Source organism: Amphritea atlantica, assembly GCF_024347255.1.
Taxonomy (GTDB): domain Bacteria; phylum Pseudomonadota; class Gammaproteobacteria; order Pseudomonadales; family Balneatricaceae; genus Amphritea; species Amphritea atlantica.
The window spans coordinates 2,476,600-2,502,100 of the sequence record NZ_AP025284.1 but is presented as its reverse complement, the minus strand read 5'-3'; the positions used below and the strand labels follow the sequence as shown (position 1 = coordinate 2,502,100).

24 protein-coding genes are annotated in these 25,501 nt (G+C 51.4%); 15 read left to right on the top strand and 9 right to left on the bottom strand.

The window, feature by feature from the left end:
- Nucleotides 1-41: 41 nt before the first annotated feature.
- Nucleotides 42-1,181, bottom strand: coding sequence for an aminotransferase-like domain-containing protein (locus OCU43_RS11470; RefSeq protein WP_091358785.1), 1,140 nt, complete (start codon nucleotides 1,179-1,181; stop codon nucleotides 42-44).
- A gap of 160 nt (nucleotides 1,182-1,341) precedes the next feature.
- On the opposite strand from OCU43_RS11470, the gene OCU43_RS11465 reads away from it, so the two are divergent.
- The 5 genes from OCU43_RS11465 (at nucleotide 1,342) to OCU43_RS11445 (ending at nucleotide 6,119) form a co-directional block, all read left to right on the top strand.
- Nucleotides 1,342-2,211 (top strand): AraC family transcriptional regulator, encoded by an 870-nt coding sequence (locus OCU43_RS11465; protein WP_091358788.1) that lies wholly within the window; start codon nucleotides 1,342-1,344, stop codon nucleotides 2,209-2,211.
- Nucleotides 2,212-2,259: 48 nt separating this feature from the next.
- Nucleotides 2,260-2,667, top strand: a complete 408-nt coding sequence (locus OCU43_RS11460) for a GNAT family N-acetyltransferase (RefSeq protein ID WP_091358791.1) — start codon at nucleotides 2,260-2,262, stop codon at nucleotides 2,665-2,667.
- A gap of 74 nt (nucleotides 2,668-2,741) precedes the next feature.
- Nucleotides 2,742-3,629 (top strand): DMT family transporter, encoded by an 888-nt coding sequence (locus tag OCU43_RS11455; RefSeq protein ID WP_091359183.1) that lies wholly within the window; start codon nucleotides 2,742-2,744, stop codon nucleotides 3,627-3,629.
- A gap of 46 nt (nucleotides 3,630-3,675) precedes the next feature.
- On the top strand, nucleotides 3,676-5,490 hold the full coding sequence (locus OCU43_RS11450) for an SLC13 family permease (RefSeq protein ID WP_091358794.1): 1,815 nt from the start codon (nucleotides 3,676-3,678) through the stop codon (nucleotides 5,488-5,490).
- A gap of 68 nt (nucleotides 5,491-5,558) precedes the next feature.
- A complete protein-coding gene (locus OCU43_RS11445; protein ID WP_091358797.1) occupies nucleotides 5,559-6,119 on the top strand; it encodes an acyl-CoA thioesterase in 561 nt (186 codons plus the stop codon).
- Here the strand turns inward: OCU43_RS11445 and OCU43_RS11440 are convergent.
- Complete coding sequence (locus tag OCU43_RS11440; protein ID WP_091358801.1) at nucleotides 6,107-7,072, bottom strand: LysR family transcriptional regulator; 966 nt, start codon at nucleotides 7,070-7,072, stop codon at nucleotides 6,107-6,109. The two genes, OCU43_RS11445 and OCU43_RS11440, sit on opposite strands and share 13 nt — an antisense overlap.
- 106 nt (nucleotides 7,073-7,178) lie before the next feature.
- Between OCU43_RS11440 and ydiJ the strand changes: the two genes are divergently transcribed.
- Nucleotides 7,179-10,238 carry a D-2-hydroxyglutarate dehydrogenase YdiJ gene (ydiJ, locus tag OCU43_RS11435; RefSeq protein WP_091358804.1) on the top strand — a complete coding sequence of 1,020 codons (3,060 nt, stop codon included), beginning with the start codon at nucleotides 7,179-7,181 and terminating at the stop codon, nucleotides 10,236-10,238.
- 33 nt (nucleotides 10,239-10,271) lie between these two features.
- Here ydiJ and OCU43_RS11430 read toward each other — a convergent pair whose 3' ends face one another.
- A complete protein-coding gene (locus OCU43_RS11430) occupies nucleotides 10,272-10,505 on the bottom strand; it encodes a hypothetical protein (protein ID WP_091358807.1) in 234 nt (77 codons plus the stop codon).
- A gap of 89 nt (nucleotides 10,506-10,594) precedes the next feature.
- Here OCU43_RS11430 and OCU43_RS11425 point away from each other — a divergent pair, with 89 nt between their 5' ends.
- Nucleotides 10,595-11,149 (top strand): class I SAM-dependent methyltransferase, encoded by a 555-nt coding sequence (locus OCU43_RS11425; protein WP_091358811.1) that lies wholly within the window; start codon nucleotides 10,595-10,597, stop codon nucleotides 11,147-11,149.
- Nucleotides 11,150-11,241: 92 nt separating this feature from the next.
- Nucleotides 11,242-11,733: a ribonuclease E activity regulator RraA gene (rraA, locus tag OCU43_RS11420; RefSeq protein WP_091358814.1), complete on the top strand. Its 492-nt coding sequence runs from the start codon at nucleotides 11,242-11,244 to the stop codon at nucleotides 11,731-11,733.
- 78 nt (nucleotides 11,734-11,811) lie between these two features.
- Here the strand turns inward: rraA and OCU43_RS11415 are convergent, their stop codons facing one another.
- From OCU43_RS11415 to paaF, 6 genes are all read right to left on the bottom strand, one after another.
- Nucleotides 11,812-13,104: an NAD(P)/FAD-dependent oxidoreductase gene (locus OCU43_RS11415; protein WP_091358817.1), complete on the bottom strand. Its 1,293-nt coding sequence runs from the start codon at nucleotides 13,102-13,104 to the stop codon at nucleotides 11,812-11,814.
- Nucleotides 13,105-13,169: 65 nt separating this feature from the next.
- The gene (locus OCU43_RS11410) at nucleotides 13,170-13,454 is read right to left on the bottom strand and encodes a c-type cytochrome (protein ID WP_175483532.1); all 285 of its coding nucleotides are present in this window, start codon (nucleotides 13,452-13,454) and stop codon (nucleotides 13,170-13,172) included.
- A gap of 358 nt (nucleotides 13,455-13,812) precedes the next feature.
- Nucleotides 13,813-14,256, bottom strand: a complete 444-nt coding sequence (gene paaI / locus OCU43_RS11405; protein ID WP_091358826.1) for a hydroxyphenylacetyl-CoA thioesterase PaaI — start codon at nucleotides 14,254-14,256, stop codon at nucleotides 13,813-13,815.
- A 1-nt stretch (nucleotide 14,257) separates the two neighbouring features.
- Nucleotides 14,258-15,772: a 3-hydroxyacyl-CoA dehydrogenase PaaH gene (gene paaH, locus OCU43_RS11400; protein WP_091359185.1), complete on the bottom strand. Its 1,515-nt coding sequence runs from the start codon at nucleotides 15,770-15,772 to the stop codon at nucleotides 14,258-14,260.
- 14 nt (nucleotides 15,773-15,786) lie between these two features.
- On the bottom strand, nucleotides 15,787-16,578 hold the full coding sequence (paaG, locus tag OCU43_RS11395; protein WP_091358830.1) for a 2-(1,2-epoxy-1,2-dihydrophenyl)acetyl-CoA isomerase PaaG: 792 nt from the start codon (nucleotides 16,576-16,578) through the stop codon (nucleotides 15,787-15,789).
- Nucleotides 16,579-16,582: 4 nt separating this feature from the next.
- Entirely contained in the window at nucleotides 16,583-17,362 is a 780-nt protein-coding gene (gene paaF, locus OCU43_RS11390) for a 2,3-dehydroadipyl-CoA hydratase PaaF (protein WP_091358836.1), read from the bottom strand.
- A gap of 420 nt (nucleotides 17,363-17,782) precedes the next feature.
- On the opposite strand from paaF, the gene paaN reads away from it, so the two are divergent.
- The 7 genes from paaN (at nucleotide 17,783) to OCU43_RS11355 (ending at nucleotide 25,322) form a co-directional block, all read left to right on the top strand.
- On the top strand, nucleotides 17,783-19,462 hold the full coding sequence (gene paaN, locus OCU43_RS11385) for a phenylacetic acid degradation protein PaaN (RefSeq protein WP_091358839.1): 1,680 nt from the start codon (nucleotides 17,783-17,785) through the stop codon (nucleotides 19,460-19,462).
- Nucleotides 19,463-19,501: 39 nt separating this feature from the next.
- Nucleotides 19,502-20,287 (top strand): enoyl-CoA hydratase-related protein, encoded by a 786-nt coding sequence (locus OCU43_RS11380; protein WP_091358841.1) that lies wholly within the window; start codon nucleotides 19,502-19,504, stop codon nucleotides 20,285-20,287.
- Nucleotides 20,288-20,429: 142 nt separating this feature from the next.
- Nucleotides 20,430-21,176, top strand: a complete 747-nt coding sequence (locus OCU43_RS11375; protein ID WP_091358844.1) for an SDR family oxidoreductase — start codon at nucleotides 20,430-20,432, stop codon at nucleotides 21,174-21,176.
- 100 nt (nucleotides 21,177-21,276) lie between these two features.
- On the top strand, nucleotides 21,277-21,939 hold the full coding sequence (locus OCU43_RS11370) for an HAD family hydrolase (RefSeq protein WP_175483533.1): 663 nt from the start codon (nucleotides 21,277-21,279) through the stop codon (nucleotides 21,937-21,939).
- Nucleotides 21,940-21,977: 38 nt separating this feature from the next.
- Nucleotides 21,978-22,982 (top strand): signal peptide peptidase SppA, encoded by a 1,005-nt coding sequence (gene sppA / locus OCU43_RS11365; RefSeq protein ID WP_245756579.1) that lies wholly within the window; start codon nucleotides 21,978-21,980, stop codon nucleotides 22,980-22,982.
- A gap of 1,031 nt (nucleotides 22,983-24,013) precedes the next feature.
- Complete coding sequence (locus OCU43_RS11360; protein WP_091358850.1) at nucleotides 24,014-24,400, top strand: cupin domain-containing protein; 387 nt, start codon at nucleotides 24,014-24,016, stop codon at nucleotides 24,398-24,400.
- A gap of 301 nt (nucleotides 24,401-24,701) precedes the next feature.
- Nucleotides 24,702-25,322 carry a class I SAM-dependent methyltransferase gene (locus tag OCU43_RS11355; RefSeq protein ID WP_217647437.1) on the top strand — a complete coding sequence of 207 codons (621 nt, stop codon included), beginning with the start codon at nucleotides 24,702-24,704 and terminating at the stop codon, nucleotides 25,320-25,322.
- Nucleotides 25,323-25,501: the final 179 nt, after the last annotated feature.

Below are 25,501 nucleotides of genomic sequence, written 5' to 3'. Positions count from 1 at the left end.
TTAAGTTCATGTTTAAGCTGAGGTCTGACAGCTTTAACGACTTACAATGATCTTGCCAGTCGGGTCACCGCTTCAGCAGCCAGGGATGGCTCAGTATTGCTGAAGTTGAGCCTGATGGCATTATCTGTCTCTTTATCCCCGTCAGGGTAGAATGCGGCGCCAGGCACAACGGCAAGTTTATGTTCAAGGGCGCGGGCGGCTACTTCACTGCCTCTGCCTTTGCGCAGCTTCAGCCAGATAAACATACCGCCCTCTACCGTTTCAAACTCCACCTGCTGGCCCAGTTGCTGATGCAGCTCAGTGCTCAGTTGCTGATAGCGCTGCTGATATCCAAGTCGCAGGCTGATAAGGTGGTCTGGATATCCGGGATGATTCAGTAGATCGTTGATGATCGCCTGCTGAGGGATACCGGTATGCAGGTCGACCGCCTGCTTAATTCGTTCAGCAACCCTGATAAATTCAGCGGGGCCACTCATCGCGCCGACACGTAGCCCCGGAAATCCGATCTTGGAGAATGATTTCAGAGTGATTGTCTGTTCCGGGCAGAGCTGACTGAGGGGGCGTTGCTGTTCGCCACTGAAACGTAACTCGCGGTAGGGAATGTCCTCGATCAGCGTTACACCATAGCGCCGGCACAATCGGGCAACGTCGATTCTCACCCCGGCCGACCATACACGTCCGGTAGGATTGTGAAAGTCAGGCACCGCATAAAACAGTCTGACTGTGGGGTGTTGCAGGTAGTCTTCGAGCTGCGTCAGATCCGGGCCCTCTGAGTTACTGTTCAACGGGCAGATAGTTGCACCGCTGAGCTGAAACGCCTGTAGTGCACCCAGGTAAGCTGGCACTTCGGCAATCACCGCATCACCTGGTTCCAGAAGCGCCCGGGCTAGCAGATCAAGACCCTGTTGACTGCCGTTACAGATTAACCAGGGGTGGGGGTGTTGCGGATCAGACTGACTGAGTGTATCCAGTAAAGGCTGATATCCCCGGCTGCTACCATACTGAAACAGATGCACGTTATCCGCCAGTGACTGGCAGGTTTGCTGCACGAGTTTGACCGGTAACAAAGAGGATGCGGGCAACCCACCGGCCATTGAGATCATATCGGGCTGTACCGCCGCTTTGAGGATCTCCCTGATATAGGATGGGTTTAATGCGCCGGCAAGTCTGGCAAACTTCATGGCTCTGTCCTGTTGTTTGTGTTTTGTTATTTATCTTTGCCAGAGTGTAGATCTGTAAGTCGCTATTGATTTATCTATTTATGCTTTACTATTTGTCTGTTTAAACTTATTTTCAGCTAGGGTTAAAGTGTTTAACCGAACTTGAGAGATCAGACTAGCAATGCCAAACACTCAGCAGATAGTGCGCATCAACGATGTCCTGCACCGTATTCACCGGGACCTGAGTGCCCCGCTGACCGGTGCCGGTCTTGCACGTGTGGCCGCCTATTCTGAACAACATTTTCACCGCTTGTTTAAGCGGGTTACCGGCGAGTCTCTGCACTGTTATATCCGTCGGGTCCGGCTTGAGCATGGCGCTAATCTACTGATGTTTGAACCGTTAACGCCGATACGGGATATCGCCCTGAAGTGCGGCTATAATTCGCTGGCTTCATTCACCCAGGTGTTTACCCAGCAGTTCGGCATCAGCCCTGGCCGCTGGCGCACTCAGGAGCGTCCCCATACTCAGCCCTATATGGCAGACCCCGAAATCGCTGCAGGGGCCGAGCGGATTAAAGGGATTGCACTGCCCCAGCCGGATCTGATTGAACTGCCAGATCAACCGGTGGCCTATATCCGGCATCTGGGCTATGGTCGCTCAATTCGCAATGCCTGGCAGATTCTGCAGACGTGGGCAACGTCAGAGAAACGTCCGTTTGAAAAACAGATCGGCCTGCATCACTCCAATCCCGCCTGGACGCCGTTACACCGGTGTCGCTATGTCGCCTGCCTGGCGATTGATCGTCCGGTTGCCCGTCGGGGGCTGGTCAACTCGATGGTGATTCCTGGGGGCTTGTATGCACGTTTCAGGTTTGTCGGGCAGTATGGTGAACTGTTACCCTGGATTACCCGGCTTCAGGACGAGTGGCTGGCCGCTTCAGGCCTTAAATCAGGGGGGACTCCGGCATTTGCTGAGTATCAGCGCAACCAGTTCCTTGATCCAGAGGAACGTTTCGAACTGTCGTATTTTCAGCCTGTTCAGTTCTACTGATCAGACCTCAACTTTTAACAATACTAATTTAATACAGGATCTTTACTTGTGAATACGGAAATCAGTTTCAACGATCATCTTCGGCAAGACGAAGTGGTTCAGCTTTACCGCGATAATGGCTGGTCTGCGGCACAAAAGCCCGTTCAGTTAATGGCTGCGCTGGAGGGGTCTCACTCGCTGGTGACCGCCCGGATAGGGGGTAAACTGATCGGTTTAGGTAACGCGATCTCCGATGGCCATCTGGTAGTCTATTACCCACATATGCTGGTCTCTCCGGACTATCAGGGGCAGGGGGTTGGCAAGCAGATGATGCAGGCGATGCAACAGCGTTATCAGGGTTTTCATCAGCAGATGTTAACTGCCGATGGTGATGCGATAGGCTTCTATGAGTCACTTGGTTTCAGCCGGGCAGGAAAAACCGAACCGATGTGGATCTATGATGGCAATGATCATTAACCATGGTTGTCTTTAAAATGTGAGTTTTAACCGGATAACAAGTAGAGTAACGTTTTTATAGATCGGTGACCTGTGTGAGCCATTCCCGTTTTACCCAACTGGTTCCAATACTGTTTGTGTTGCTCTGGAGCACAGGCTTTATCGGGGCAAAATATGCACTGCCCTATATTGAGCCGTTCTATCTTCTGTTCATCCGGATGCTTATGACGCTGGCAGTATTTACCTTGCTGGCTCTGATTTACCGATCTTCCTGGCCTTCACTGCGCCAGGGGGGGCATCAGGCCGTTACCGGTTTTCTGGTGCATGCCTGTTATCTTGGCGGGGTATTTGCTGCTATTAAATGGCAGATGCCTGCCGGAATTGCCGCCATTGTCGTCGGTTTACAGCCTCTTCTGACGTCACTGATCGGCTGGCAGTGGCTGGGTCAGCGACTGCGTAGCGTACAGTGGATGGGACTGGTTATGGGGCTGGTCGGGGTGGTGGTTATCCTGCTGAATGGTCAGCATAGTGAGGTGATCACTTTTCGACCTGAGGCGGTTGTCGCGGTGCTTATTGCACTTTTTTCGATCTCTTTTGGCACGCTTTATCAGAAACGTTTTGGTGGTAAGGTCGATCTGTTAACGGGATCGATCTGGCAATATCTGTCAACTGCCGTTGCGATGGCGCTGTTGGCGTTTCTGTTTGAAGAGCGTCACGTTGAGTGGAATATAACGCTGATGTTATCTCTTGCCTGGCTGGTATTTGGCTTGTCGGTCTCGGCGATTCTGCTACTGATGTTCATGATTCGCGAGGGGGAGGCAGCCCGTGTTGCCAGTTATTTCTATCTGGTCCCACCGGTCACCTCGCTGGAAGCCTGGATTCTGTTTGGTGAAGCACTCAGCTGGATTCAGGTGGTGGCTATCGGCGTGACCGTCGCCGGAGTGTACCTGGTTCTCAGGCCAGCATCGGGGCCTGCGAGATAACCGACCGTATTAATGGATAAACAGCGAATGCCGCACAGGAGATTGTGTGAATATTGAAATTCTGTTTGTTTTAACGCTGCTGCTAATCACCATAGGCCTGTTTATCTGGGATCGTATCCGTATGGATATGGTGGCGATGATGGTGGTTGTGGTGTTGGCCGTATCGGGAATTATTACGCCGGCAGAGACGGTTTCCGGTTTTGGCCAGTCACTGGTGGTGATGATTGCCGGGCTGTTTGTTGTTGGTGAGGGGTTGTTCCGCACCGGTGTTGCCGCGGCGGTAGGTGACTGGATTCTGCGTATGGGTGGGCAGAGTGAGCGAAAGCTGCTGTTGGTATTGATACCGGTGGTGGCCGGGATGTCTGCGGTGATGAGTTCCACCGGTGCGGTAGCACTGTTTATTCCCGTGGTTCTGAGTATCTGTCGTTCCGCCAGGTTACAGCCCTCCAAAATGCTGATGCCGCTCTCCTTTGCCTCGCTGATTGGCGGGATGATGACGCTTATCGGTACGCCTCCCAATATGGTTGCCAGTACCCAGTTGCGTGCAGCGGGGCTGGAACCTTTTGGTTTTTTTGATTTCACCCCGATCGGTGGTGTTATTTTACTTTTTGGCTGCCTTTATCTGGTTTTTATTGCGCCCAAACTACTGCCTGAAACCGGCGTTCGGGAGGCTACACATCCCCATCTGAAAGAGTTTGCTCAACGCTACGGGATAGAGGATAACCTGTATCGTTTGCGGGCGAGAAAAGACTCAGAACTGGTGGGAAAAACGGTGTCGGATATGCGTCTGAGAAGCCGTTTTGAAGTGACGGTATTCGCCATACGTCGCGATGGAAAGCTGGTGTCATCGTTGATGCCGGTGCTTAGCGAAACACAGATTCAAAGTGGCGATGTGTTGTTAGCCTATGGCGAAGCCGAGGGTATCGAACGCTTATGTATCGAAACCGGGTGTATGTTTTTTGGCTTTCCCGATGACGAACGTACCCGCATGGATAAGGAGTTTGGTGTAGCTGAGGTGATGTTGCATAACCGATCTCCGGTTATCGGCAAAACGATTCAGGAGGGACGGTTCAGAGAGCGGTATAACCTCAGTGTTATTGGTGTGTTGCGTGATGGCAAACCCTTAGTCACCCGGTTTGCTGGCGAGCCACTTCAGTTTGGCGATACTCTGTTGCTGGCAGGAGGCTGGCGCTATATTGAGGCACTGGATGATCGCCAGAATTTCGTTATGCTGGAAACCCCGGCGGAGATGACTGAGACATCGGCGCGCTGGGGGCATGCTCCGATTGCCCTGACTATTATGGTCGCTATGCTGGCACTGATGATTAGTGGTGTGATGTCCAGTCTTAGTGCGATACTACTGGCTGCGGTGGCGATGGTTCTCAGCGGCTGTATCAATATGAATGAGGCTTATCGCTCATTGAATGCCAGCAGTCTGGTGCTGATTGCCGGGATGTTGCCATTGGCGCTGGCGATGCAGAAGAGCGGGGCTCTGGATCTGATTGTGTCAGGCTTATTAGCACTGCTGGGGTCAAGTACCCCGATGCTGATCTGCGCCGGATTGTTTGTGCTGACCTCAGTGCTGAGTCAGTTTATTTCTAACACGGCGACAACGGTTTTGATCGCTCCAATCTCAATTGCCATCGCCCAGGGGCTGGGGATGAGCCCTGAACCGTTTATGATGACGGTTGCCATTGCTGCATCGACTGCGTTCTCAACGCCGATAGCCTCGCCGGTGAATACTCTGGTGCTGGTGCCGGGTAACTACCGGTTTATCGATTTTGTCAAAGTCGGATTGCCGTTACAGTTAATGTCGATGCTGATAACGCTGACGGTTACGCCGTTAATCTTTCCGTTTTAGTCTGCATTTATGCGGTAAAAATGTATTATCTGACAATCAACAACATAATAATCTGATAGGTTTAAATAATGAGTGATCGTGAGTATCGTACTGTGAAGTCATCGCAAACGGTGTTGAAAGAGTTGATGGTGCCTTCCTACGCTAATTTCGGAGGAAAAGTACACGGTGGTGTGATTCTTTCGCTGATGGATAAGATCGCTTATACCTGTGCCGCATCCCATGTCAAAGGTTACTGTGTGACCGCTTCGGTTGATTCGGTTAACTTTCTTAACCCGGTTGAGGTGGGCGAGTTGCTGACCTTGTCGGCATCGGTCAACTATGTGGGTAACTCGTCACTGGAGATCGGTATCAAAGTGGTTTCAGAAGACTTTCGTCTGGGGATTGTGAAGCATACCAATACCTCCTATTTCACCATGGTCGCGATGGATGAGGAGAGCCGCAAGCCAGTACCGGTGCCTGGCTTAATCCTTGAGGATGAACAGGAAATAAAACGCTTCATTGAGGGCAAAATCCGCAAGCAGCTTAAATCGGCACACCGCTCAGAGATGAAGAAAATCCGTGGAAGTCTCGACCTGATTAAAGAGATTAATGCTCTGGACGGTGAAAACTGTCGTCTCTATAAATCCTGATTTGAGTGCTGAGGCTGAGCAGTGCTTTCCAGATAGGCAGGCAGTCTCATGGTTAGAAAATGCTGCCGGACGAAACTGAGCAGGGTAGAGGCTGCCGGGCTCAGTGAGCGGCCCTTACGACTAACCAGACAGATCTCACGGCGCATCTGTGGCTCAACCAGCGGGATAAAATGCAACGCCTTGAATGACTCGGTACTGGATGCCAGCGCGGGCAGTACCGAGATGCCTATGCGCTGACGAATCAGTGCGGCGATTCCCGCGGGGTTTGACACCTCCAGTATCGCTTTCTGATCTGACAACTGGAGCTGGCCCGCCTGGCGAAACTGATTCAGTTGTGCCCGGATGCCGGTATCAGCTGAAAGAAACAGCAGTTCTTCCTCAATCAGTGCCTGCCATTGTACCGACTCAAACCCTTCAAAACGGTGGCCTTCCGGCACAACCACGCCGTATCGATCGGTCAGCACCGGCTGATAGTACAGTTCAGGATTGGCCGAATGGTTTGCGCCGATGCCAAAGTCCACATCGTTATCCAATACCCGTTGTTCTATCTGTCCGGCGCTGTCATCCCGCAGTGAGATCGCAATCTCTGGAAATTGTTGCCGGTAATCGTCGATCACCGGTGGAAGCAGGCGGCTGATCGTCGAGGGGGATGCTGCAATTCCGACCTGCCCCTGTTGCTGCCCGGCAATTGCCTGGAGGTCGCCTATGGCGGTATCGAAATCAGAGATCAGTTTCTCCGCAACAGGGCGAAATTGTTCCCCCTGAGCCGTGAGCAGGACGCGTCGGGTTGTTCTGTCAAACAGGGTCAGCCCGACCGATTGTTCCAGCTGTTTGACCGTTGCGGTGAGACTTGACTGGGTCAGATGGAGCCGGCTGGCAGCCTGGGTAAAACTGCCGCAGCAGGCCACCTCTGTAAAGGCGCGCAGGTGCCTGATCGAAAGCGATGTGTTCATTTATCGTATTTAACAATTAATTAATCATATTTTATCGTTTGAATGATAAATGATAATTCTGCATTATGGCTATATATTTATTCGCCAAGAAGTCACAGGTTGACCGATGATCCCACGTATTGCCGAAATCAATCCCACCCAAAAACGCTACCTGTATTTTATAGAGTCCTTAAAAAACAGTCATTTTGAGGGTGAAGTTAATCCTGATTATGCCAGTAGAGTTGTGCTCTCTACAGACAACAGTATCTATCAGGTACTGCCTCAGGGGGTGGTGTTTCCCAAATCCGTTGAAGATCTGGTGCTGCTGGCAGGCCTTGCGGCAGAGTCTCGTTTTAAAGAGGTGGTACTCAGTGCCCGTGGCGGTGGTACCGGAACCAACGGTCAGTCGCTCACCGATGGCCTGGTCGTCGATATTTCCAGACATATGAACCAGATCCTCGAGATAAATGCTGAAGAGCGCTGGGTGCGGGTGCAGGGTGGGGTGGTGAAAGATCAGCTGAACGCTGCACTAAAACCCTATGGGTTGTTTTTTGCCCCTGAGCTTTCAACCAGCAACCGGGCAACGATTGGCGGCATGATTAATACCGATGCCAGTGGTCAGGGCTCCTGTATGTACGGTAAAACCCGTGACCATGTACTGGAGCTGAAATCGGTTTTTCTCGATGGCACTCTGTGGAGTTCAGCTCCACTGAGCGATGAGGCGCTGGAGGAGATAAAGTGTCGTGATGACCGGGTGGGTGAAGTACACCGTACCGTTGATCAGGTGTTTAATGAGCACCGCGACCTGATCGATGCCAAGTTTCCCAAACTGAACCGCTGTCTGACTGGCTACGATCTGGCTCATATCCGTGATGATGAGGGGCGTTTCAATCTTAACTCCGTCCTGTGTGGTGCAGAGGGCTCGCTGGCATTTATTGCTGAGGCAAAACTCAATGTTCTGCCAATTCCCAAATATTCGGCGCTGGTCAATCTCAAGTATGCGGGGTTTCAGGATTCCCTCGAAGATGCGGCTGAGCTGATGTCCTGGGGGCCTACCTCAATCGAAACCGTTGATTCCAAAGTGCTGAATCTGGCGATGAACGATATTGTCTGGGACACGGTTAAAGACTACTTCCCACAACACGAGGGCGAGCCGGCGATTCAGGGGATTAACCTGATCGAATATACCGGCGATGATGAAGACCAGCTGAGAGCAAAAGTCGCGAAGCTGACCGCCTATCTGGACAGCGTCTCCGGTCAGCCGGGTAAAAGTTTCGGTTATACGGTTACCTTTGGGGCTGGTGAGGTTAATAAGATCTGGGGAATGCGGAAAAAGTCGGTGGGGTTACTGGGGAATGGAGTGGGTGAGCAGCGTCCAATTCCGTTTGTTGAAGATACCGCAGTGCCCCCGGAAAATCTGGCCGCCTATATCAAAGAGTTTCGTGCGTTGTTAGATAGCCATAATCTGGCTTACGGTATGTTTGGCCATGTGGATGCCGGTGTGCTGCACGTTCGCCCGGCTATCGATATGAAAAATGAGGCCGAGGAGGGCTTGATCCGGACCATCTCTGATGCGGTGGTTGCCCTGACGCAAAAATATCATGGTCTGATCTGGGGAGAACATGGCAAAGGCGTTCGTTCTGAATATGCCCCGGCCTTTTTTGGCGAACTCTATCCGCAACTGCAGATCATTAAAGGCGCGTTTGATCCGGCCAATCAGCTTAATCCCGGTAAGATCTGCACCCCTCTGATCGATGGTGCTGAACTGTTAAAAATTGATCAGGTGTCTACCCGCGGCCAGTATGACCGCCAGATTCCGGCTCATACCCGGCAAGAGTACAGTCAGGCGATGTTCTGTAATGGTAACGGTGCCTGCTATAACTATGACCCTAATGATGCGATGTGCCCCTCATGGAAGGCCACCCGGGAGCGTAAACACTCGCCCAAAGGGCGCTCATCGCTGATTCGCGAGTGGTTACGGCTGATGTCGCTGCAGGGCGTCGATGTGGTTGACGAGGGCAGTAAAGCCCGTTATGGCTCGTTTATTACCAGTTTACCCGGACGCATCAAAAACAGCTGGAAGAAAAAGCAGGGCGAGTACGATTTCAACCACGAAGTGCATGAAGCGATGATGGGCTGTCTGGCCTGCAAATCCTGTGTGGCGCAGTGCCCGATCAAAGTGAATGTGCCGGATTTCCGTTCCCGCTTTCTTGAAGCTTATTACAGTCGCTATCTGCGTCCGCTGAAAGATTATATGGTCGGTGGTCTGGAGTACATGATTCCCTATCTGTCCCGCTTCCCGGCGCCTTATAACTGGATGATGAACAACTCACTGATGCGCTCAGTTCTGCAGCGCTGGGGAGGGATGGTCGATAGCCCTGCGATCTGTACCAACACTCTGAAACAGGGGATGGAACAGCGGGGTATCCGCTTTGCCACGCCAGAGAACCTCGCCACAATTCTCCCGGAAGAGCGTGAGCATTCGGTGATTATTGTTCAGGATGCCTTTACCAGCTTTTTCGAAACCCAGTTGGTGCTGGATATTATCGATCTGCTGCGTAAAACCGGTTTTAACGTTTTCGTTGCACCCTTTAAACCTAACGGTAAACCGCTACATGTCCATGGGTTTAAGGCAGCCTTTAACCGTGCGGCTGACAAGAATACTCAGATGTTGCAGGCACTGGCCACGAGCGGTATAGCCATGGTCGGGGTTGACCCTTCTATGACGCTGACCTATCGGCAGGAATATATTGATGACGGGACCCGTCAGCAGGTCAGGGTTGAGTTGATTCAGGAGTGGCTGGCCAGACACTGCGATCTGTTAAATCAGAAAGCGGAAGGGTTGCCGAAAAATGAGTATAAGCTGATGGCCCATTGTTCTGAAAAGACCTCGGCCGCAGCCTCCATTGCTGACTGGAAAAAGATCTTTCAGGCTCTGGGACAGACACTCGAACTGCAGGCAACCGGTTGTTGTGGCATGGCGGGAACCTATGGCCACGAAACCGAAAACGTCGATACCTCAAGGAAGATCTATGATCTGAGCTGGTCAGAGGTCGTGAACGATCCGGCGAATGAGGGCCGGCTGGTTGCGACCGGTTATTCCTGCCGCAGCCAGGTGAAGCGGCTTGATGAGCAGCAGTTACCGCATCCTTTACAGCTGTTGCTGCAACTGCTGAAGGCGGCTTAGAGGGGGATTCAACCTTTCCGTATCTCGGCCGGACTACTGATCAGTGGTCCGGTTTTTTTCCTTCTGAGCCTGCAGATATTGGCGGTCCATCTCGCCATACTGACGTTCGTAAGCCTGCGGATCTGAGCGCCAGAGGCGATAGAGTTTGCGATCATTACGGGCCATGGGGGGCGGATTCAGTTTACGCCTGATGATCGCCTGCCAGGTAACAGGTGCAAACATCAACAGGATAAACAGGATTACAATGAAGAGTTTATAGTGTTCCATTTTCAGTCCATATTCTGGATTAAGCCCGTTTAACAGCGCTATAGTAACGTTTTCTCTGTTTCTTTTTCACCCTTCTGGACAGTCATATCATGAGCCGGGCCGATCTCTGGAACAAGCGATATCTTAATAAAACCGATACCGCCCCGGTATTGCCCGCTGAGTTGCAGCGTCAACTTGACTCCTTAGCCCCTGGGCACACACTGGATCTGGCCTGTGGCGATGGTGCCGCAGCGCTCTATCTTGCCTCCGCCGGTCATCAGTTGATGGCGGTGGATTTTGCCGAGAGGGGACTCAGGCGTCTGCAGCAGTTTGCCGCTGATCACAGCGTTACCGTTGAAAGCCACAGGTGCGACCTGAATAATCCCGATGAGCTCAGGGGGCTGGGGCGGTTTGATAATATTGTTATCGTTCGCTACCTGCCGGAGCGGCTCCTGCTGAATATGCTTCCTGATCTGATGAAGCCCGGAGCCCACCTGCTGATCACCACCTTTAATCAGGAACATCACCTGCAATCCGGCTTTCCGCTACGTTTCTGTTTACAACCGCAGCAACTGATCGATCAGTTACCCCGGTTGACTCTGGTCTGTTACGACAATGGGCTATTAAAAGGAAGTGTATTTGATAGTTACCTGTTTACCCTTTAATGTCATGTTTTCCTCCTATGGTGCAAGTGCAAAATACGCTGAGATCAGCGATCATAGAACCCCGTTAACGGCTAAATTTAAGGAGTATCATTGTGGACGATTTATTACCTGAACTTTGTGACCAGTTTCCCGATCTGGTGCAGGTCGTGGAACCGATGTTTGGCAACTTTGGAGGTCGTGAACGTTTTGGTGGCGAAATCGTCACGCTAAAAGCGTTCGAAGATAACTCTCTGGTGCGGGAACAGGTGGCGCTGCCAGGTGAAGGCCGGGTGCTGGTTGTTGACAGTGGCGGTTCCATGCGCCGGGCTATGCTGGGTGATATGCTGGCTGAAAAAGCGGTGCTGAATGGCTGGTCCGGCATTATCATTTATGGCTGTATCCGCGATGTCAATGCGATCGGTGAGCTCGACCTTGGCGTGCAGGCGCTGGGCACACATCCAATGAAGACCGATAAAAAAGGGATTGGCGAACTGAATGTGGATCTGACCTTTGGCGGGGTAACCTTTAAGCCCGGCCATTATGTGTATGCGGATAACAACGGCATTCTGGTCTCTCCTGAGAAACTTGAGCTGAGCGAAGCTTAATTACCGGTATCGCTTAATGTGAGAGAAAAAAAGCCTCTGCCGATACTCAGCAGAGGCTTTTTTGTGTAGCGATAGCGCTTATTTGAAGGTATCGGCAAACAGGTTGTCGGACCAGGTAAACATATCGTTGAAGTTACGGCTACTCCAGTTATGTGCTTCACCCAGCGAACCCGGTACCAGCCCCATTGAGCCAGTATCGGGGTTGTAGCTGTATACAGCGGTCAGCCAGGATGCCTGATCGTACGTGATCGGGCTGAAACAAGCTGAGTTTGTGGTGATATTCTGTAAGCGTTCCTCGGTATAGCTGGACAGACCATGGGCGGTACGGATAATGCTGTCGGCACAGATTTTCGCCTGAGCATTTGCCATATGGCCGGATTTAGGTTGCCCGGTGCCCTGTGCATCACCGATAACATAGACATCCTGAAACAGTGTGTTAGTGGACGCATAGGTAACCGGATCAACGTCTGCCCAGCGAGAGTCTCCGGTGAGTCCGCTCACTCTGAGGATATTCTGAGCACCGTGGGTCGGGATAACGTTAAGGACATCCCCGGCAAAACTGCCCTGAGAGGTATTAACAATCAGGTTATCTGAGTCGACAGACTCAACCTGCGCATTCGGAATGTACTCGATAATATCGCCATAGAGATCATTGAAGGCACTGGTAAAGGTGCCTTTCTCCGCCATGATGCCTGGGTTGGCGTCCAGTACAATAACCCGGGGAGCGACACTGCCACTGCCATCAAGATAACCGCTGCGGCGACCGAGAATGTCCGCTACGATGCAGGCCCGCTCATAGGGGCCGGGGGGGCAACGATAAGGCGCTTTAGGCACGGTCATGACAAAGGTGCCGGTGTCCGGCATTTTGTTGATTTTGTTGCGCAGATTATTCGACTGTCCTCCTGCGATCCAGGCATGGGGGACTTTGCGGAAATCCTGCCCCGGAATATTGTCAAACTGAATGCCTGTGGCGACCACCAGACTGTCGTAACTAACCCATCCAGCCTCTTTTAATCGGAGTTGTTTTTGTGGGCCTCTGATTCTTTTAGCCCGATCATGTATGACTTCAACGCCATACTTCACCTGCAGATCATTGTATTCAAAGGTAAGGTCGGTTGTTTTCAGGCGCTTGTTGAGAATCAGGTTGCTCATGATACAGGAGACATGATTTGAATTTGGTTCTATCAGCGTGACTGCTATCTCACCATTGCTCCACATGCGCAGATATTTTGCAACGGTGCAGCCAGCAAAACCGCCTCCGAGTACTGTAACATGGTGAATGGGTTCTGCGGCTTTTGCGCCGCCAGTTAAGGTCAGTGCCGCAGCAGAAGCAGGCACCATCTGGATAAAATTACGTCTGGTTAATGGCATTTTTGTAGCCCTCCGGTGTCCTAGTAGCAAGCTATATCAATGAGATCAGGATGTAACAGATCCGCTTAGTCACCACCGTTTTCGGGTAGGATGGAATAATACTGAGCGATGCGTCGAATCTGATCGTCGGTATAGCCGAGGGCCTGATGATCCATGATGCCGCTGGGGCGGTCTTCACCTTTCATATCGTATAGGTGGTCGGCGAGATCTTTAGCTTCATCACCTCCAAGGTCGGGATAGGAGCCGCGCGCATACCCATTAGTGCCGTGGCACTGAGCACATTGCGAGGCGATCATTCTGTTAACAGTCTGGTCTTCAGCGATGGCTGAATGAATGGATAATATAAACACGGCAGGAGCTATCAGGAGCTTCCCGAAGGTTATTGTTGAGCTAACTCTCATATCTTCACCATACTTATAGAGTTAAGTTGACACAGCCAGTATCGACTGCGATGTACTTTTACCCCCCCATAAGCCAGCTACATCATGTAGCACTCATTAATATATAGACATCAAAAATGGTTATATCAAAAAAAAAATACTCAAGATGGGTTCTGCAAAAAACTGTATGAGTCGTGGTGAGGAAAGATATTTTTTACAAAGTGAGGGGCAATGAGGGCGAAGAATGGTTAAGGGATATCGTAAAGGGGAAACAGAGAAAAAGGCCGCATTGGCGGCCTTATCGCTGGATTTATAACGGTAAAAGAGGCTAATCTTCAGGAATCAGATGGCCTTTTATCTGATACGCTTTACCCCGGAAAAACGCCAGCTCCTCACCTTTCTGGTTATACAAGGTGATGTCATATACACCGGTTCGGCCACTGCGTGAACGTTCCTTCGCAATCGCTGTGAGGGTATCACCTTCAAAAGCGGGGGCAATAAACTCTATATTACATCCGCTGGCAACGGTTGAGCGGTTATAGGTGTTACAGGAGTGTGCAAATGCTGTGTCACACAGGGCAAACATCATCCCACCATGACCTATCGCATGACCATTAAGCATATCCCTGCGCAGCACCATCGATAGTTTGGCGTAGCCGGGAGCAATCTCATCAATGGTCATGCCCATCGCCTGAGCTGTCTGATCGTCACGGTGGAGGGCTGCACTGCAGGCTTCTGCCAGCTGTTGCGGTGTCATCTCACTGGTTTTCATCTCAGGCACCTCCGGCCACTTTTCTCAACAACAGGGGAGATGCTCGGTAACGGTCTTCACCGTAGGCATCCATCAGATTATCGAGAACATCAAGGGCGTAGCTCAGTTCCAGCTTATTGACCCACTCAATTGGCCCGCAGGGGTAGTTCACTCCCCCTTTCATGGCGATATCGACCGCCTGTTCATCACAGACCTGTTGATTAACCGCATCGAAGCCTTCGTTGGCGAGCATGCAAACGGTACGCATCACCACCATGCCAGGGATATCATCGATAACAGTGACTGATTTTCCAATTGCCTGAAAGAGCCCGATAGCTGACTGTACCGCTCCCGGTGACGCCTGATCGGCCGGTGCCAGCGCAATGCGGGGCGCGCTGGTGTAATCCAGCGCAAGATCGAAATTGATCAGGTCCGGGCGCAGGGTTTCGCCGGCACGCAGGGTAGCGAACTGACCGTTGGTCAGCATTAGGGTGGCATCACCTACTGAGATCATCCCTTCGACCTCGTCATTATCGATCCGGGTAACCCGGATGCCAGCCGCTTCAAACATCGGAATTAACGGCTCAGCTACGCCGAGGCTGCCTTCAACCGTGATTGACAGAGGGGCAGGAGCGGCGTCTGAGGTAAGTGCTGCTGGTTTTTCAGCGTCGCTACTATAATGGTAGAATCCACGGCCCGTTTTACGGCCCAGATGACCGGCATCTACCAGCTCTTTCTGAATCAGCGATGGCAGGAAACGCTGATCATTATAGAACGCTTCGAAAACAGAGCAGGTAACCGCATAATTAACATCGTGGCCGATCAGATCCATCAGCTCAAACGGGCCCATACGGAATCCACCACATTCACGCATCAGCGTATCAATCGTTGCGATATCGGCACCGCCTTCCTGGTAGACACGCAAGCCTTCCGCATAGAAAGGCCGGGCAACCCGGTTGACAATAAAACCAGGGGTGGATTTTGCCAGTACTGGCTGTTTACCCCAGCGGGCAGAAAGAGCATAGATATCAGATGCGATATCTGGGTCTGTATCCAGACCACTGATCACCTCCACCAGCTTCATAATTGGTGCGGGGTTGAAAAAGTGCATACCCACCAGGTTTTGTGGTCGCTTCAGTGTTGAGCCGATCGCGGTCACTGATATTGACGAGGTGTTGGTGGCAATCACGGTGCTCGGGTCGCAGATCTCCTCCAGTTGACCAAACACCTGTTGTTTTATCTCCAGCCGTTCGACAATCGCTTCAATCACCAGACTGGCCGGGGCCAGGTCGGTTAATGCATCAACCGGGGTTAGGCGGGACAGCAGTGCATCCACATCTGTCTGGCTCATTTTGCTCCGTTCAACCAGTTTCGCGAGCCCTTTAGCGGTGTTATCAATACCCCGCTTAGCGGCACCTTCTGCAGCATCGAAGAGGAGAACCGGGTGGCCCGCATTCGCAGCCACCTGTGCGATGCCGGCACCCATAGTACCGGCACCGATGACGGCGATCACCGAATCTGTTGTAAAACGATTCATAACTGTTTGCTCCATTACTTTCCGGTAAATTGTGCCGGGCGTTTTGCCATAAATGCGCTGACACCTTCGCGATAATCGTCGGTACGGCCCGCCAGTGTTTGCAGATCACGTTCCAGATCAAGCTGCTCGTTCAGGCTGTTATTAGCCGATGCCTGCAGCGCTCGTTTGATCAGTGCCAGGCCCTTAGTGGGCTGAGTGGCCAGTTGTTTTGCCATGGCCAGCGCGACCTCTTTTAACTCTTCTGCCGGGTAGGTTTTCCAGATCATACCCCATTGCTCGGCTTGCTCTGCTGAAAGTTTGTCACCCAGTAGAGAAAGTGCCATTGCCCGGGGGAAACCGACCGCCCGGGGCAGGGTCCAGGTGCCACCGGAGTCTGGAATCAGGCCGATCTTGCAGAACGCCTGAATAAAGCTGGCATTTTTGGATGCCAGTACAATGTCGCAAGCCAGGGCAATATTAGCACCGGCTCCTGCGGCGACTCCGTTAACGGCGCAGATGACCGGCATCTCAAGCGAACTGATCGTACGGATCATCGGGTTGTAGTTTTTCTCGATCGATTCGCCCAGATTAGGCATCTCGGCGTCCGGGTCGACGGCCCGGTCACTAAGGTCCTGGCCGGCACAGAAGCCCCGGCCATTACCAGTGATCAGCAGGCAGCGTACCGCATCGCTGGTTTTAACCTGTTTCAGGGCATCGCGTACCTCAGCGTGCATCTGGGTGTTGAAACTGTTGAGACTGTCAGGGCGGTTGAGTGTCAGAATGGCAACGCCTTCAGTGATCTCAAACTCGATATGTTCATATGTCATCTTATTATTTTCCTTGAAAATGGGGTTGGCGTTTTTCCATAAAGGCGGCGATGCCTTCGTTTCGATCCTCTGTTGCGGCCAGCAGGGTAAATGCTTTTCGCTCTAAGTTGAGACCGGTTTCCAATGTTGTTTCGTAGGCTTTCAGCAGTGATTCTTTCGCCAGGCGAACAGCGATGGGAGGCTTAGAGGCGATGGTTTTAGCCAGGGTTAAAGCCTTTGGGTAGCTCATCTCGGGAATGGTAACTTCACTGACCAGACCAAATTCACGAGCTTGTTCGGCATTTATAAATTCACCTGAAAGAACCAGTTGCATCGCCATCGACTTGCCCACGGTTCTTAGCAGGCGCTGGGTACCTCCGGCACCGGGAATAATCCCCAGATTGATCTCCGGCTGACCGAAGCGGGCATTGTCTCCGGCGATGACGATATCGCAGTGCATCATCAATTCACAGCCGCCGCCCAGGGCAAAGCCGTTAACCGCTGCAATAACAGGTTTTGGATATTGAGCGATACGTCGCCAGTAAGTGGGACGGATGTCATTCATTACCCCTACCGCATCCAGTTCAGCCATCTCTTTGATATCAGCCCCAGCGGCGAACACTTTTTCACCACCAGTGATAACTACGGCTCTGACTTCGTCATTGCCGATGGTGGCGTCCAGCATATCTGCCAGTTCACGTAGCAGGTTATTACACAGGGCGTTACGCGCTTGAGGGCGGTTGAGGGTGATGGTCATTACCCCGGAATCCGGCTCGGTGACCAGAATATCTTGATAATCAGGCATGGTTTATCTCAGCATATTGAGTATCGAAATCGGCTGTCAGCCCGAGGCAAACAGACTAACGTTCATTATTATTTTAGTGGGTGCAACTTAAGCAAAGCGTTTTCTTGCTTTGTTAGCCGAATCTTTCTGTCCGGCACGGATCACTCTTGCAGCCGGATTAAAGGTTACCGTAAAACACTAAAGGGATACAAATATATTGTTATTAATTTATCTTTTCGTATCACTTTGTTTAGTGTATCTTTTAGTTTTATAGATATTCGTCAGGCAGTTTAGGTCAGGTTGAAACAAATTCTGCTGAAAAAAGTACTATCTTTTATAACCTGTCTGACAATAAACCGTATGTTGGCAGAAAATTCGGTTAACCCTTTTTTCTGCACCAAGATAAAGCCTCAGGGCCAGTTAAAATAAAGAGAATCCAGTATGAGCCAAACCCTGTTTGATCTGCACAAAGCAAAACTTGATGCTGCACTGAACGCACTCCGTACCCGTGATTATTACAGCGCCTATGCTGAGAGTCCCAGCCCGCGTAAATATGGTGAAACCGCTGATAAAGATGGTCAGGCGGCCTTCAAAGCGCATCTGAACCGTTCATTTGAGCTGGACATGCCTGGAATCACTGGTGAGGCGGGCAGCGAGGTTTCCCCTTATGGATTTGAGCTGGGTATCAAATATCCCACCGTTGATATCGATATCCTGCTGCCTGCGATGAATGAAGCGCGTAAAGTCTGGCGCGATATTGGTGTACAGGCGCGTACCGGGATCTGTCTCGAGATTCTTAAACGCATCAACCAGCACAGTTTTGAGATCGGCTATGCAGTGATGCATACCTCGGGTCAGGGCTTTATGATGGCATTTCAGGCCGGTGGTCCTCATGCTCAGGATCGCGGTCTTGAAGCGGTTGCGTATGGCTATGATGCGATGATCCATTCTCCCGCTGCAGCAACCTGGACCAAACCGCAGGGTAAGCATGATCCGCTGGTGATGGATAAAACCTTTACTGTTGCCGGGCGTGGCGTGGCTCTGGTCATCGGCTGTTCAACCTTCCCCACCTGGAATACCTATCCGGGTTTGTTTGCTTCGCTGGTTACCGGCAACCCAGTGGTGGTTAAACCCCATCCGGCAGGTATTCTGCCAGCGGCGATCAGCGTAAAGATCGCTCAGGATGTACTGAGAGAACAAGGCCTGCCGCCGCATATCGTATCGATGGTTATCGATGCCGATCCGGCCCAGCCGTGCACTAAAGCGCTGGCGCAGCGTGATGAAGTTAAACTGATCGACTTTACCGGTAATACCCCGTTTGGTGACTGGCTGGAGCATAACTGCCATCAGGCGCAGGTTTACACTGAGAAAGCCGGTGTTAATACTATTATTATCGACTCAACCGATAACTTTAAGGGGATGATACAGAACCTGTCATTTACCCTGAGTCTGTATTCCGGTCAGATGTGTACCACGCCGCAGGATATCTTTATTCCAGCCGGGGGTATCGAAACTGACCAGGGGCACAAGAGTTTTGATGAGGTCGCAGAAGCACTGAGTACTGGTATTACCCGGTTCCTGTCTGACCCTGAGCGGGCCGGCATGGTGCTGGGTTGCATCCAGGCTGAGGTAACCGACAAGCGTATCGACAGCGCCCGGGAGCTGGGTGAAAAGATCGGTACCGTGGTTCGCGAATCAGACCGTCCTGAAAACCCCTGGTTTAAAGAGGGACGGATGCGTAGCCCGCTGCTGATCGCAGTGGATGCCGATAAAGAAGACGCCTATATGGAAGAGCTTTTCGGTCCGATCAGCTTCCTGGTGCGTACCGCCAGCACCGCTCACTCAATTGAGCTGGCGCATAAAGCCGTGAAAAATCATGGTGCGATTACCATGGGCTGTTACTCAACCAGCGACGCTGTGCTGGAACAGATTGAAGAGGCTGCACTGGATGCCGGTGTTGCGCTCTCGATCAACCTGACCGCCGGTGTTTATGTGAACCAGAGTGCAGCCTTCAGTGATTTTCATGCCACCGGCTGTAATCCGGCGGCTAATGCGTCATTGTCAGATCTGGCCTATGTTGCCAACCGCTTCCGCATTATTCAGAGTCGTAAGCACGCCTGAAAGGTGACGCCATCGAAAACTAACGGAAGAGGGGTGGTTATGAGTTATCAATGTATTCTGACGGAAGTCAGTCAGGGGGTTGGGATTATTACCCTCAACCGCCCTGAGGTGATGAACGCACTTAATGCGACCCTGTGTCGTGAGGTGGGTGAGGCGGTCGACCGGTTTGAAGCGGATGAAGCGGTCGGCTGTATTATCATCACCGGGGGCAACCAGGTGTTTGCTGCCGGTGCTGATATTAAAGAGATGAAAGACCAGTCGTTTGCCGATCTGCACCGTCAGGATTTTCCCCGCATTCAGCGGGATTGCTGGCGGGCGATTGAAGATGCCCGCAAGCCGGTGATTGCGGCGGTGGCCGGATTTGCACTGGGCGGTGGTTGTGAATTAACGATGGCCTGTGATTTTATCATTGCCGCAGATAGCGCAAAGTTTGGTCAGCCGGAAATCGCGATTGGTACGATGCCGGGTGCCGGAGGGACTCAGCGTCTGACGAAAGCGATTGGCAAAGCAAAAGCGATGGAGATGTGTCTGACCGGCAGAATGATGGACGCTGAAGAAGCCGAACGAGCCGGGCTGATTGCACGCATTGTTCCGGCAGAAACGCTGGCGGAACAGGCACTCAAAACGGCCTCTAAGATCGCTTCGATGTCTCAGCCTGCGGTTATGTTAATTAAAGAGAGTGTTAACATGGCGGTGAGTTGCTCACTGGATGATGGCATGCGTTTTGAGCGTCGGGCATTTGAAGCAACCTTTGCCTTCGAGGACTGCTCAGAAGGGATGAATGCCTTTGCTGAAAAGCGAAAACCGGTCTTCAAAAATCGCTGATATGCATATATTGAAAGCAGAGACTTAAAGGGCAGCCAGACTGCTCTGATAAAGCCGCCGGGTCATTACTCTGGCGGCTTTTGTGTTTCTGGATAGGTGCGCTTATATTTAATTAATCAGATAAAGTATCAGAGTTAATTTTATGAAATTATTAGGAAAAAAAGCGTGGATTACTGGTGCCAGTTCCGGTATTGGGCAGGCTGCTGCGCGGCTGTTAGCCGCTGAGGGAGCGGATCTGGTGATCAGTGCCCGGCGCGATGATCGGCTGCAACAACTGGCCGATGAGATTCGCCTGCTGGGACGTAAAGTCATTGTTGCGACGGCTGATGTTTCTGATCGCCAGGCGATGCAGAAGGTGGGGGAGATAATTGCTTCGCAGGATGGTGTCGATATCCTTATCAATAACGCCGGTACCATGCCGATCAGTCCGATTATCAATGGTCGGGTAGATGAATGGGAACAGATGATCGACACCAATATTAAGGGGGTGCTGTATGCCATTCATGCGGTCTATCCCGGTATGGCGGAGCGCAAACAGGGGCATATTGTTAATATCAGTTCTGTTGCTGCACGGCTGACCTATCCCAGTGCCGGCGTTTATGCGGGCACCAAACATGCGGTGCGGGCGATCTCCGACACGCTACGTAAAGAGGCGATTCGCTACGGTGTGCGGGTCACCGATATTCAGCCAGGAGCAGTGGATACCGAACTGCCGGATAGTATCGTTCACGATAAGATCCGAGCTGCGGTGAAAGAGAATATGTATGCTGAGGGGATGTCCAATCTCCAGCCGGAGGATATTGCTAACGCCATTCTCTATGCGCTGACTCAACCGCCACGCGTGGATGTCAGCGAGTTGCTGATCCGCCCGCTGGTGCAGGAGAATTAAGCGCTTTTGCCAGGCTAATTATCAACCTGAGGTTATCTTTATCCTCCTGTTAACGTAAGATCGGTTTCCAGGTTTACGATTAACAGGTTGGATATCTATTTTGTACAAGTTACTTATTTTTGACTGGGACGGTACCATCATTGATTCAGCGGCCCGGATCGTCTCCAGCATGCAGAAAGCCGCACGGGATCTGAAGCAGCCGGAACTGACCGATGACGCGGTGCGTAATATTATCGGGCTGGGGTTGCCTGAAGCGATTCAGATGCTGATTCCCGGCGTTGACGATGCCATTATTCCACAGATGCGGGAGCGTTACGGGCACTATTATCTGGATGCGGACGACACGCCGACCGCACTGTTTGAAGGAGTTGAACAAACTCTGAGCAATCTAAAACAGAAGGGGTTTCGACTGGCTGTAGCTACCGGAAAAAGTCGTCGTGGGCTGGACCGGGTCTTTGCTGAAACAGGCCTTGAACCTCTGTTCGAAACCTCCCGTTGCGCTGATGAAACTACGTCGAAGCCTCACCCTCACATGTTGGAAGAGATTCTTGAGGAGACCGGTCTTAACCCTTCTGATGCGGTAATGATCGGCGATACGGAATTTGATCTGGAAATGGGTGTCAGAGCGGGTATGGATACGATTGCGGTGAGTTATGGTGCCCATCATATCGACCGGTTGCTGCAGTATAAGCCGGTATTAGTGATGCATCAGTTTACAGAGCTGGAAAACTGGCTGACAGAAACATCGCTCAACCGTCCGTAAAACGTAACGTAAATTTCAAGCATATTAAGGAGAACAGCGTGGGCTCAAATCCCTGGGAAGCTGAAGACAGCAAGGAAACAGAAGCAGCAAAACCGCACGAGAGCAAAACCAAAGAGTGGCGACTGATCGAGAAAACCATGATGGGGCTGCAGAAAGAGCAGCGTGCCGCCCGTCGCTGGGGAATCTTTTTTAAGCTACTGACCTTTGGTTATCTGTTTGTAATACTCGGCATCTACCTGTTTGCCGACTCGTTCACCCCGGATATGGATGAAGGCGGAGAGCATACGGCGGTGGTGCAGGTGAAGGGCGTGATCGCCGACGGTGAAGACGCCAGTGCCGATAATATTATCGGAGCACTGCGCCGCGCGTTTGATGACGAGGGGACTAAAGCGGTTATCCTGCGCATCAATAGCCCAGGAGGCAGTCCGGTACAATCAGGCTACGTTTATGATGAAGTCAAACGTCTGCGCGCACTGCATCCTGACAAGAAAGTTTACGCTGTCATCCTCGATATTGGTGCTTCAGGGGCTTACTACATCGCCGCTTCAGCCGATGAGATTTATGCGGATAAAGCCAGTCTCGTGGGATCTATCGGTGTGGTATCGTCCGGTTTTGGCTTTGTTGACCTGATGGAGAAGGTCGGCGTTGAACGGCGAAACCTGATTTCCGGCGAGAATAAAACCTTCCTGGATCCGTTCTCTCCCTTGAAAGATAAAGACCGTGCCTTCTGGCAGACAGTGCTGGATACTACCCACCGGCAGTTTATCGAGCAGGTGCGTAAAGGTCGGGGAGATCGTCTGAAAGAGAATGATCAGCTGTTCAGTGGTCTGGTATGGACTGGCGAACAGGCGCTGGATCTGGGCCTGATCGATGGGCTGGGCAGCAGCAGTTATGTGGCCCGGGAAATTGTCGGTGCTGAGAAGCTGGTTGATTACACCCCTAAAGGTACGCCGCTGGAGCAACTGATTGACCGGCTGGGCGTTACTTTTGGTAAAACTATAGCTACGCAGCTGGGGCTAAACGGTCCAGTTCAACTGCGCTAAGTTAATCGTTTATTGTTGAAAGCCGCTGCAGAGATGTAGCGGCTTTTTTTTTTGGTTCTTCGCGAGTTATGGGAAGCATATAGAAAACCTAGAACTCTTCACGATTAAGTCCGGTAGGTGCTCCGCCGGACAACAAAAGATTCCTGCTATGAGATCGCTCGCTGTGGAATAGAAAGTGCCGTAAAACCTCTCTGGCGAGGATCTGATTGCCTGATGTAACGAGGAATAAAGACTTTACTACAGAGGGCTCAGAGAACACTGAGGAAAGGGAAAAAATTACAGCATATGGTTTGTCTCTGTGCCCTCGGTGTTATCAGTGGTGAAATCAAAATCAGTTGTCCGTTAAACAGTCTATCGATGAGTTCCGGCTGCTCTGGCTTTGGAGATAGAAGCTTTTTACCACCGAGGACACAGAGTACACCGAGGAAGGACAAAAAAATTCCAGCATATGATTTTTCTCTGTGCCCTCGGTGTTCTCTGTGGTGAAATCAAATTCAGTCGTTCATTAAACAGTCTATCGATGAGTTCCGGCTGCTCTGTCTTAAGATAGAAGCTTTTTTACCACCGAGGACACAGAGAACACCGAGGAAGGGCATAAAATTCCAGCATATGATTTTTCTCTGTGGTGATATCAAAATCTGCGGCCTTTTTGTTGCCTGTACAGCATGGTTATCATGCGAATCGGTTAATCATGGGCTAAGCTGGGTTAGTCAAGTTCACATTCGTTCCTTTCATATCCTCACAGGAACTGCTTAATCGTTCGCGAACGGGATCTGATTGACCCGGTGCCAGCCGGTCGCAGTCAGCACCGTATCTACGCGTTTATCATGGAAGAGTTTATAGCGTCCCTCGCGCTAATCCCGCTGGGTTAAATATTCGCTGGCACTAACATAGAGCTAATAGTAGAGCTAACAATAACAGCACTAGAGCACCGTTTTAGCTTGCTGGGCTCATGCCTGTATCGCGATTCCGGTGATCTTCCATATACATCTTTACACCGACACTAATCTTGAGACCAAGGGGTAAACCGTATGAGAATCGCTAAGAATGATATCGACGTGAAAATGGACATTCCCGGTGCTGTGATACGTCAGCAAACCGGATTTGGTGATGCCACCGGACTGGGGAAAATCAGTGGAGAGTATTTCAGTCTCTCGGCCGGAGTGGACACCACGCCGTTGTTTTTGGGGCTTGATGGCGATATGTGCCAGTGTCCGCACTGGGGCTATGTTATCCAGGGCGAACTGACCACCACCGACGCAAGTGGACAAGAGGAGACTGTCAGTGCAGGCGATCTTTTCTACTGGCCGCCGGGCCACAATGTAAAGGTTACCTCCGATGCCGAAATAGTGATGTTCAGCCCTCAGAGTCAGCACAGCCATGTGATCAGTCATATGATTGAGAAGGTGAGTGGTTGAGTATCTGCATATAAGTTCTGCATCTAAGTACCCTGAATTACAGATTGCTCAACGTTGTCTGAAACACTGAAGGCTCTGTTTCACACATTAAAACACGCCTTAATCGATGGTTGAAAGCGAGGGGCTGTTCATGTGTCATTTTGCTCTATAGCATAGGGTAAAATCAGTCCGTCAATCTGTAAGCGTCTCTTCGCGGATAAAAGTGAAGGGGTTGAGTTTAAACTTTAAAGAAAAGGAATTTCAACGTTGCAACTGGAGAGCATTGTCCCCTGGGGGGCGTTCATTAGATGAGTGCCGGTTGATGTTTGCGCTATCTGAAACCGATCTGCAGAAACGCATTCTGGGGTGTGGCGATGGCCCTGCAGCGTTTAATGCCGGGTTGAGTGCGCGCGGTGGCCGGGTGGTATCCGTTGATCCGGTATACCAATTTACAGCGGATCAGATACGGATGCAGATCGAGCGGGTCTATCCTCAGGTTATGTCACAGATGCAGCAGAACGCCGACAATTATATCTGGGACAGTATCAGCAGTGTTGACGCACTGGGCAGTATCCGTATGGAGGCAATGCAGCAGTTTCTGGCGGACTTTGAAACGGGTCTTGAAGCAGGGCGATACCTGACCGCTTCACTGCCGGATCTGCCATTCGGTGACCAGCAGTTTGAGCTGGCTCTCTGTTCCCATTTTCTGTTTCTCTACAGTGAGCATTTCAACCTTAGTCAGCATATTGAAAGCATGCGCGAGCTCTGCCGTGTGGCAGAAGAGGTGCGGGTGTATCCATTACTGACACTGGATGGCAAGCCATCGGATTATCTGCCTGCGGTCAGGGAGGCGTTATCCGCTGAGGGTATTGAGACGCGTCTTCAGATTGTTGACTACCAGTTTCAGAAGGGCGCTACACAGATGTTAATCGCTTGTGTCTGAGTTGATTCCTGAAGATAAAAGCTGCTCTCTGTGGTGAAATCAAAATCAGTTGTCCGTTAAACAGTCTATCGATGAGCTCCGGCTGCTCTGGCTTTGAAGATAGAAGCTTTTTACCACCGAGGACACAGAGTACACCGAGCAAGGACAAAAAAATTCCAGCATATGGTTTGTCTCTGTGC

Excerpts from the sequence above, each read along its gene's own strand:
- OCU43_RS11470 (WP_091358785.1), bottom strand. The coding sequence starts at position 1,181 with ATGAAGTTTGCCAGACTTGCCGGCGCATTAAACCCATCCTATATCAGG.
- OCU43_RS11465 (WP_091358788.1), top strand. The coding sequence starts at position 1,342 with ATGCCAAACACTCAGCAGATAGTGCGCATCAACGATGTCCTGCACCGT.
- OCU43_RS11445 (WP_091358797.1), top strand. The coding sequence starts at position 5,559 with ATGAGTGATCGTGAGTATCGTACTGTGAAGTCATCGCAAACGGTGTTG.
- OCU43_RS11440 (WP_091358801.1), bottom strand. The coding sequence starts at position 7,072 with ATGAACACATCGCTTTCGATCAGGCACCTGCGCGCCTTTACAGAGGTG.
- ydiJ (WP_091358804.1), top strand. The coding sequence starts at position 7,179 with ATGATCCCACGTATTGCCGAAATCAATCCCACCCAAAAACGCTACCTG.
- OCU43_RS11430 (WP_091358807.1), bottom strand. The coding sequence starts at position 10,505 with ATGGAACACTATAAACTCTTCATTGTAATCCTGTTTATCCTGTTGATG.
- OCU43_RS11425 (WP_091358811.1), top strand. The coding sequence starts at position 10,595 with ATGAGCCGGGCCGATCTCTGGAACAAGCGATATCTTAATAAAACCGAT.
- OCU43_RS11415 (WP_091358817.1), bottom strand. The coding sequence starts at position 13,104 with ATGCCATTAACCAGACGTAATTTTATCCAGATGGTGCCTGCTTCTGCT.
- paaI (WP_091358826.1), bottom strand. The coding sequence starts at position 14,256 with ATGAAAACCAGTGAGATGACACCGCAACAGCTGGCAGAAGCCTGCAGT.
- paaH (WP_091359185.1), bottom strand. The coding sequence starts at position 15,772 with ATGAATCGTTTTACAACAGATTCGGTGATCGCCGTCATCGGTGCCGGT.
- paaG (WP_091358830.1), bottom strand. The coding sequence starts at position 16,578 with ATGACATATGAACATATCGAGTTTGAGATCACTGAAGGCGTTGCCATT.
- paaF (WP_091358836.1), bottom strand. The coding sequence starts at position 17,362 with ATGCCTGATTATCAAGATATTCTGGTCACCGAGCCGGATTCCGGGGTA.
- paaN (WP_091358839.1), top strand. The coding sequence starts at position 17,783 with ATGAGCCAAACCCTGTTTGATCTGCACAAAGCAAAACTTGATGCTGCA.
- OCU43_RS11380 (WP_091358841.1), top strand. The coding sequence starts at position 19,502 with ATGAGTTATCAATGTATTCTGACGGAAGTCAGTCAGGGGGTTGGGATT.
- OCU43_RS11375 (WP_091358844.1), top strand. The coding sequence starts at position 20,430 with ATGAAATTATTAGGAAAAAAAGCGTGGATTACTGGTGCCAGTTCCGGT.
- OCU43_RS11360 (WP_091358850.1), top strand. The coding sequence starts at position 24,014 with ATGAGAATCGCTAAGAATGATATCGACGTGAAAATGGACATTCCCGGT.
- OCU43_RS11355 (WP_217647437.1), top strand. The coding sequence starts at position 24,702 with ATGTTTGCGCTATCTGAAACCGATCTGCAGAAACGCATTCTGGGGTGT.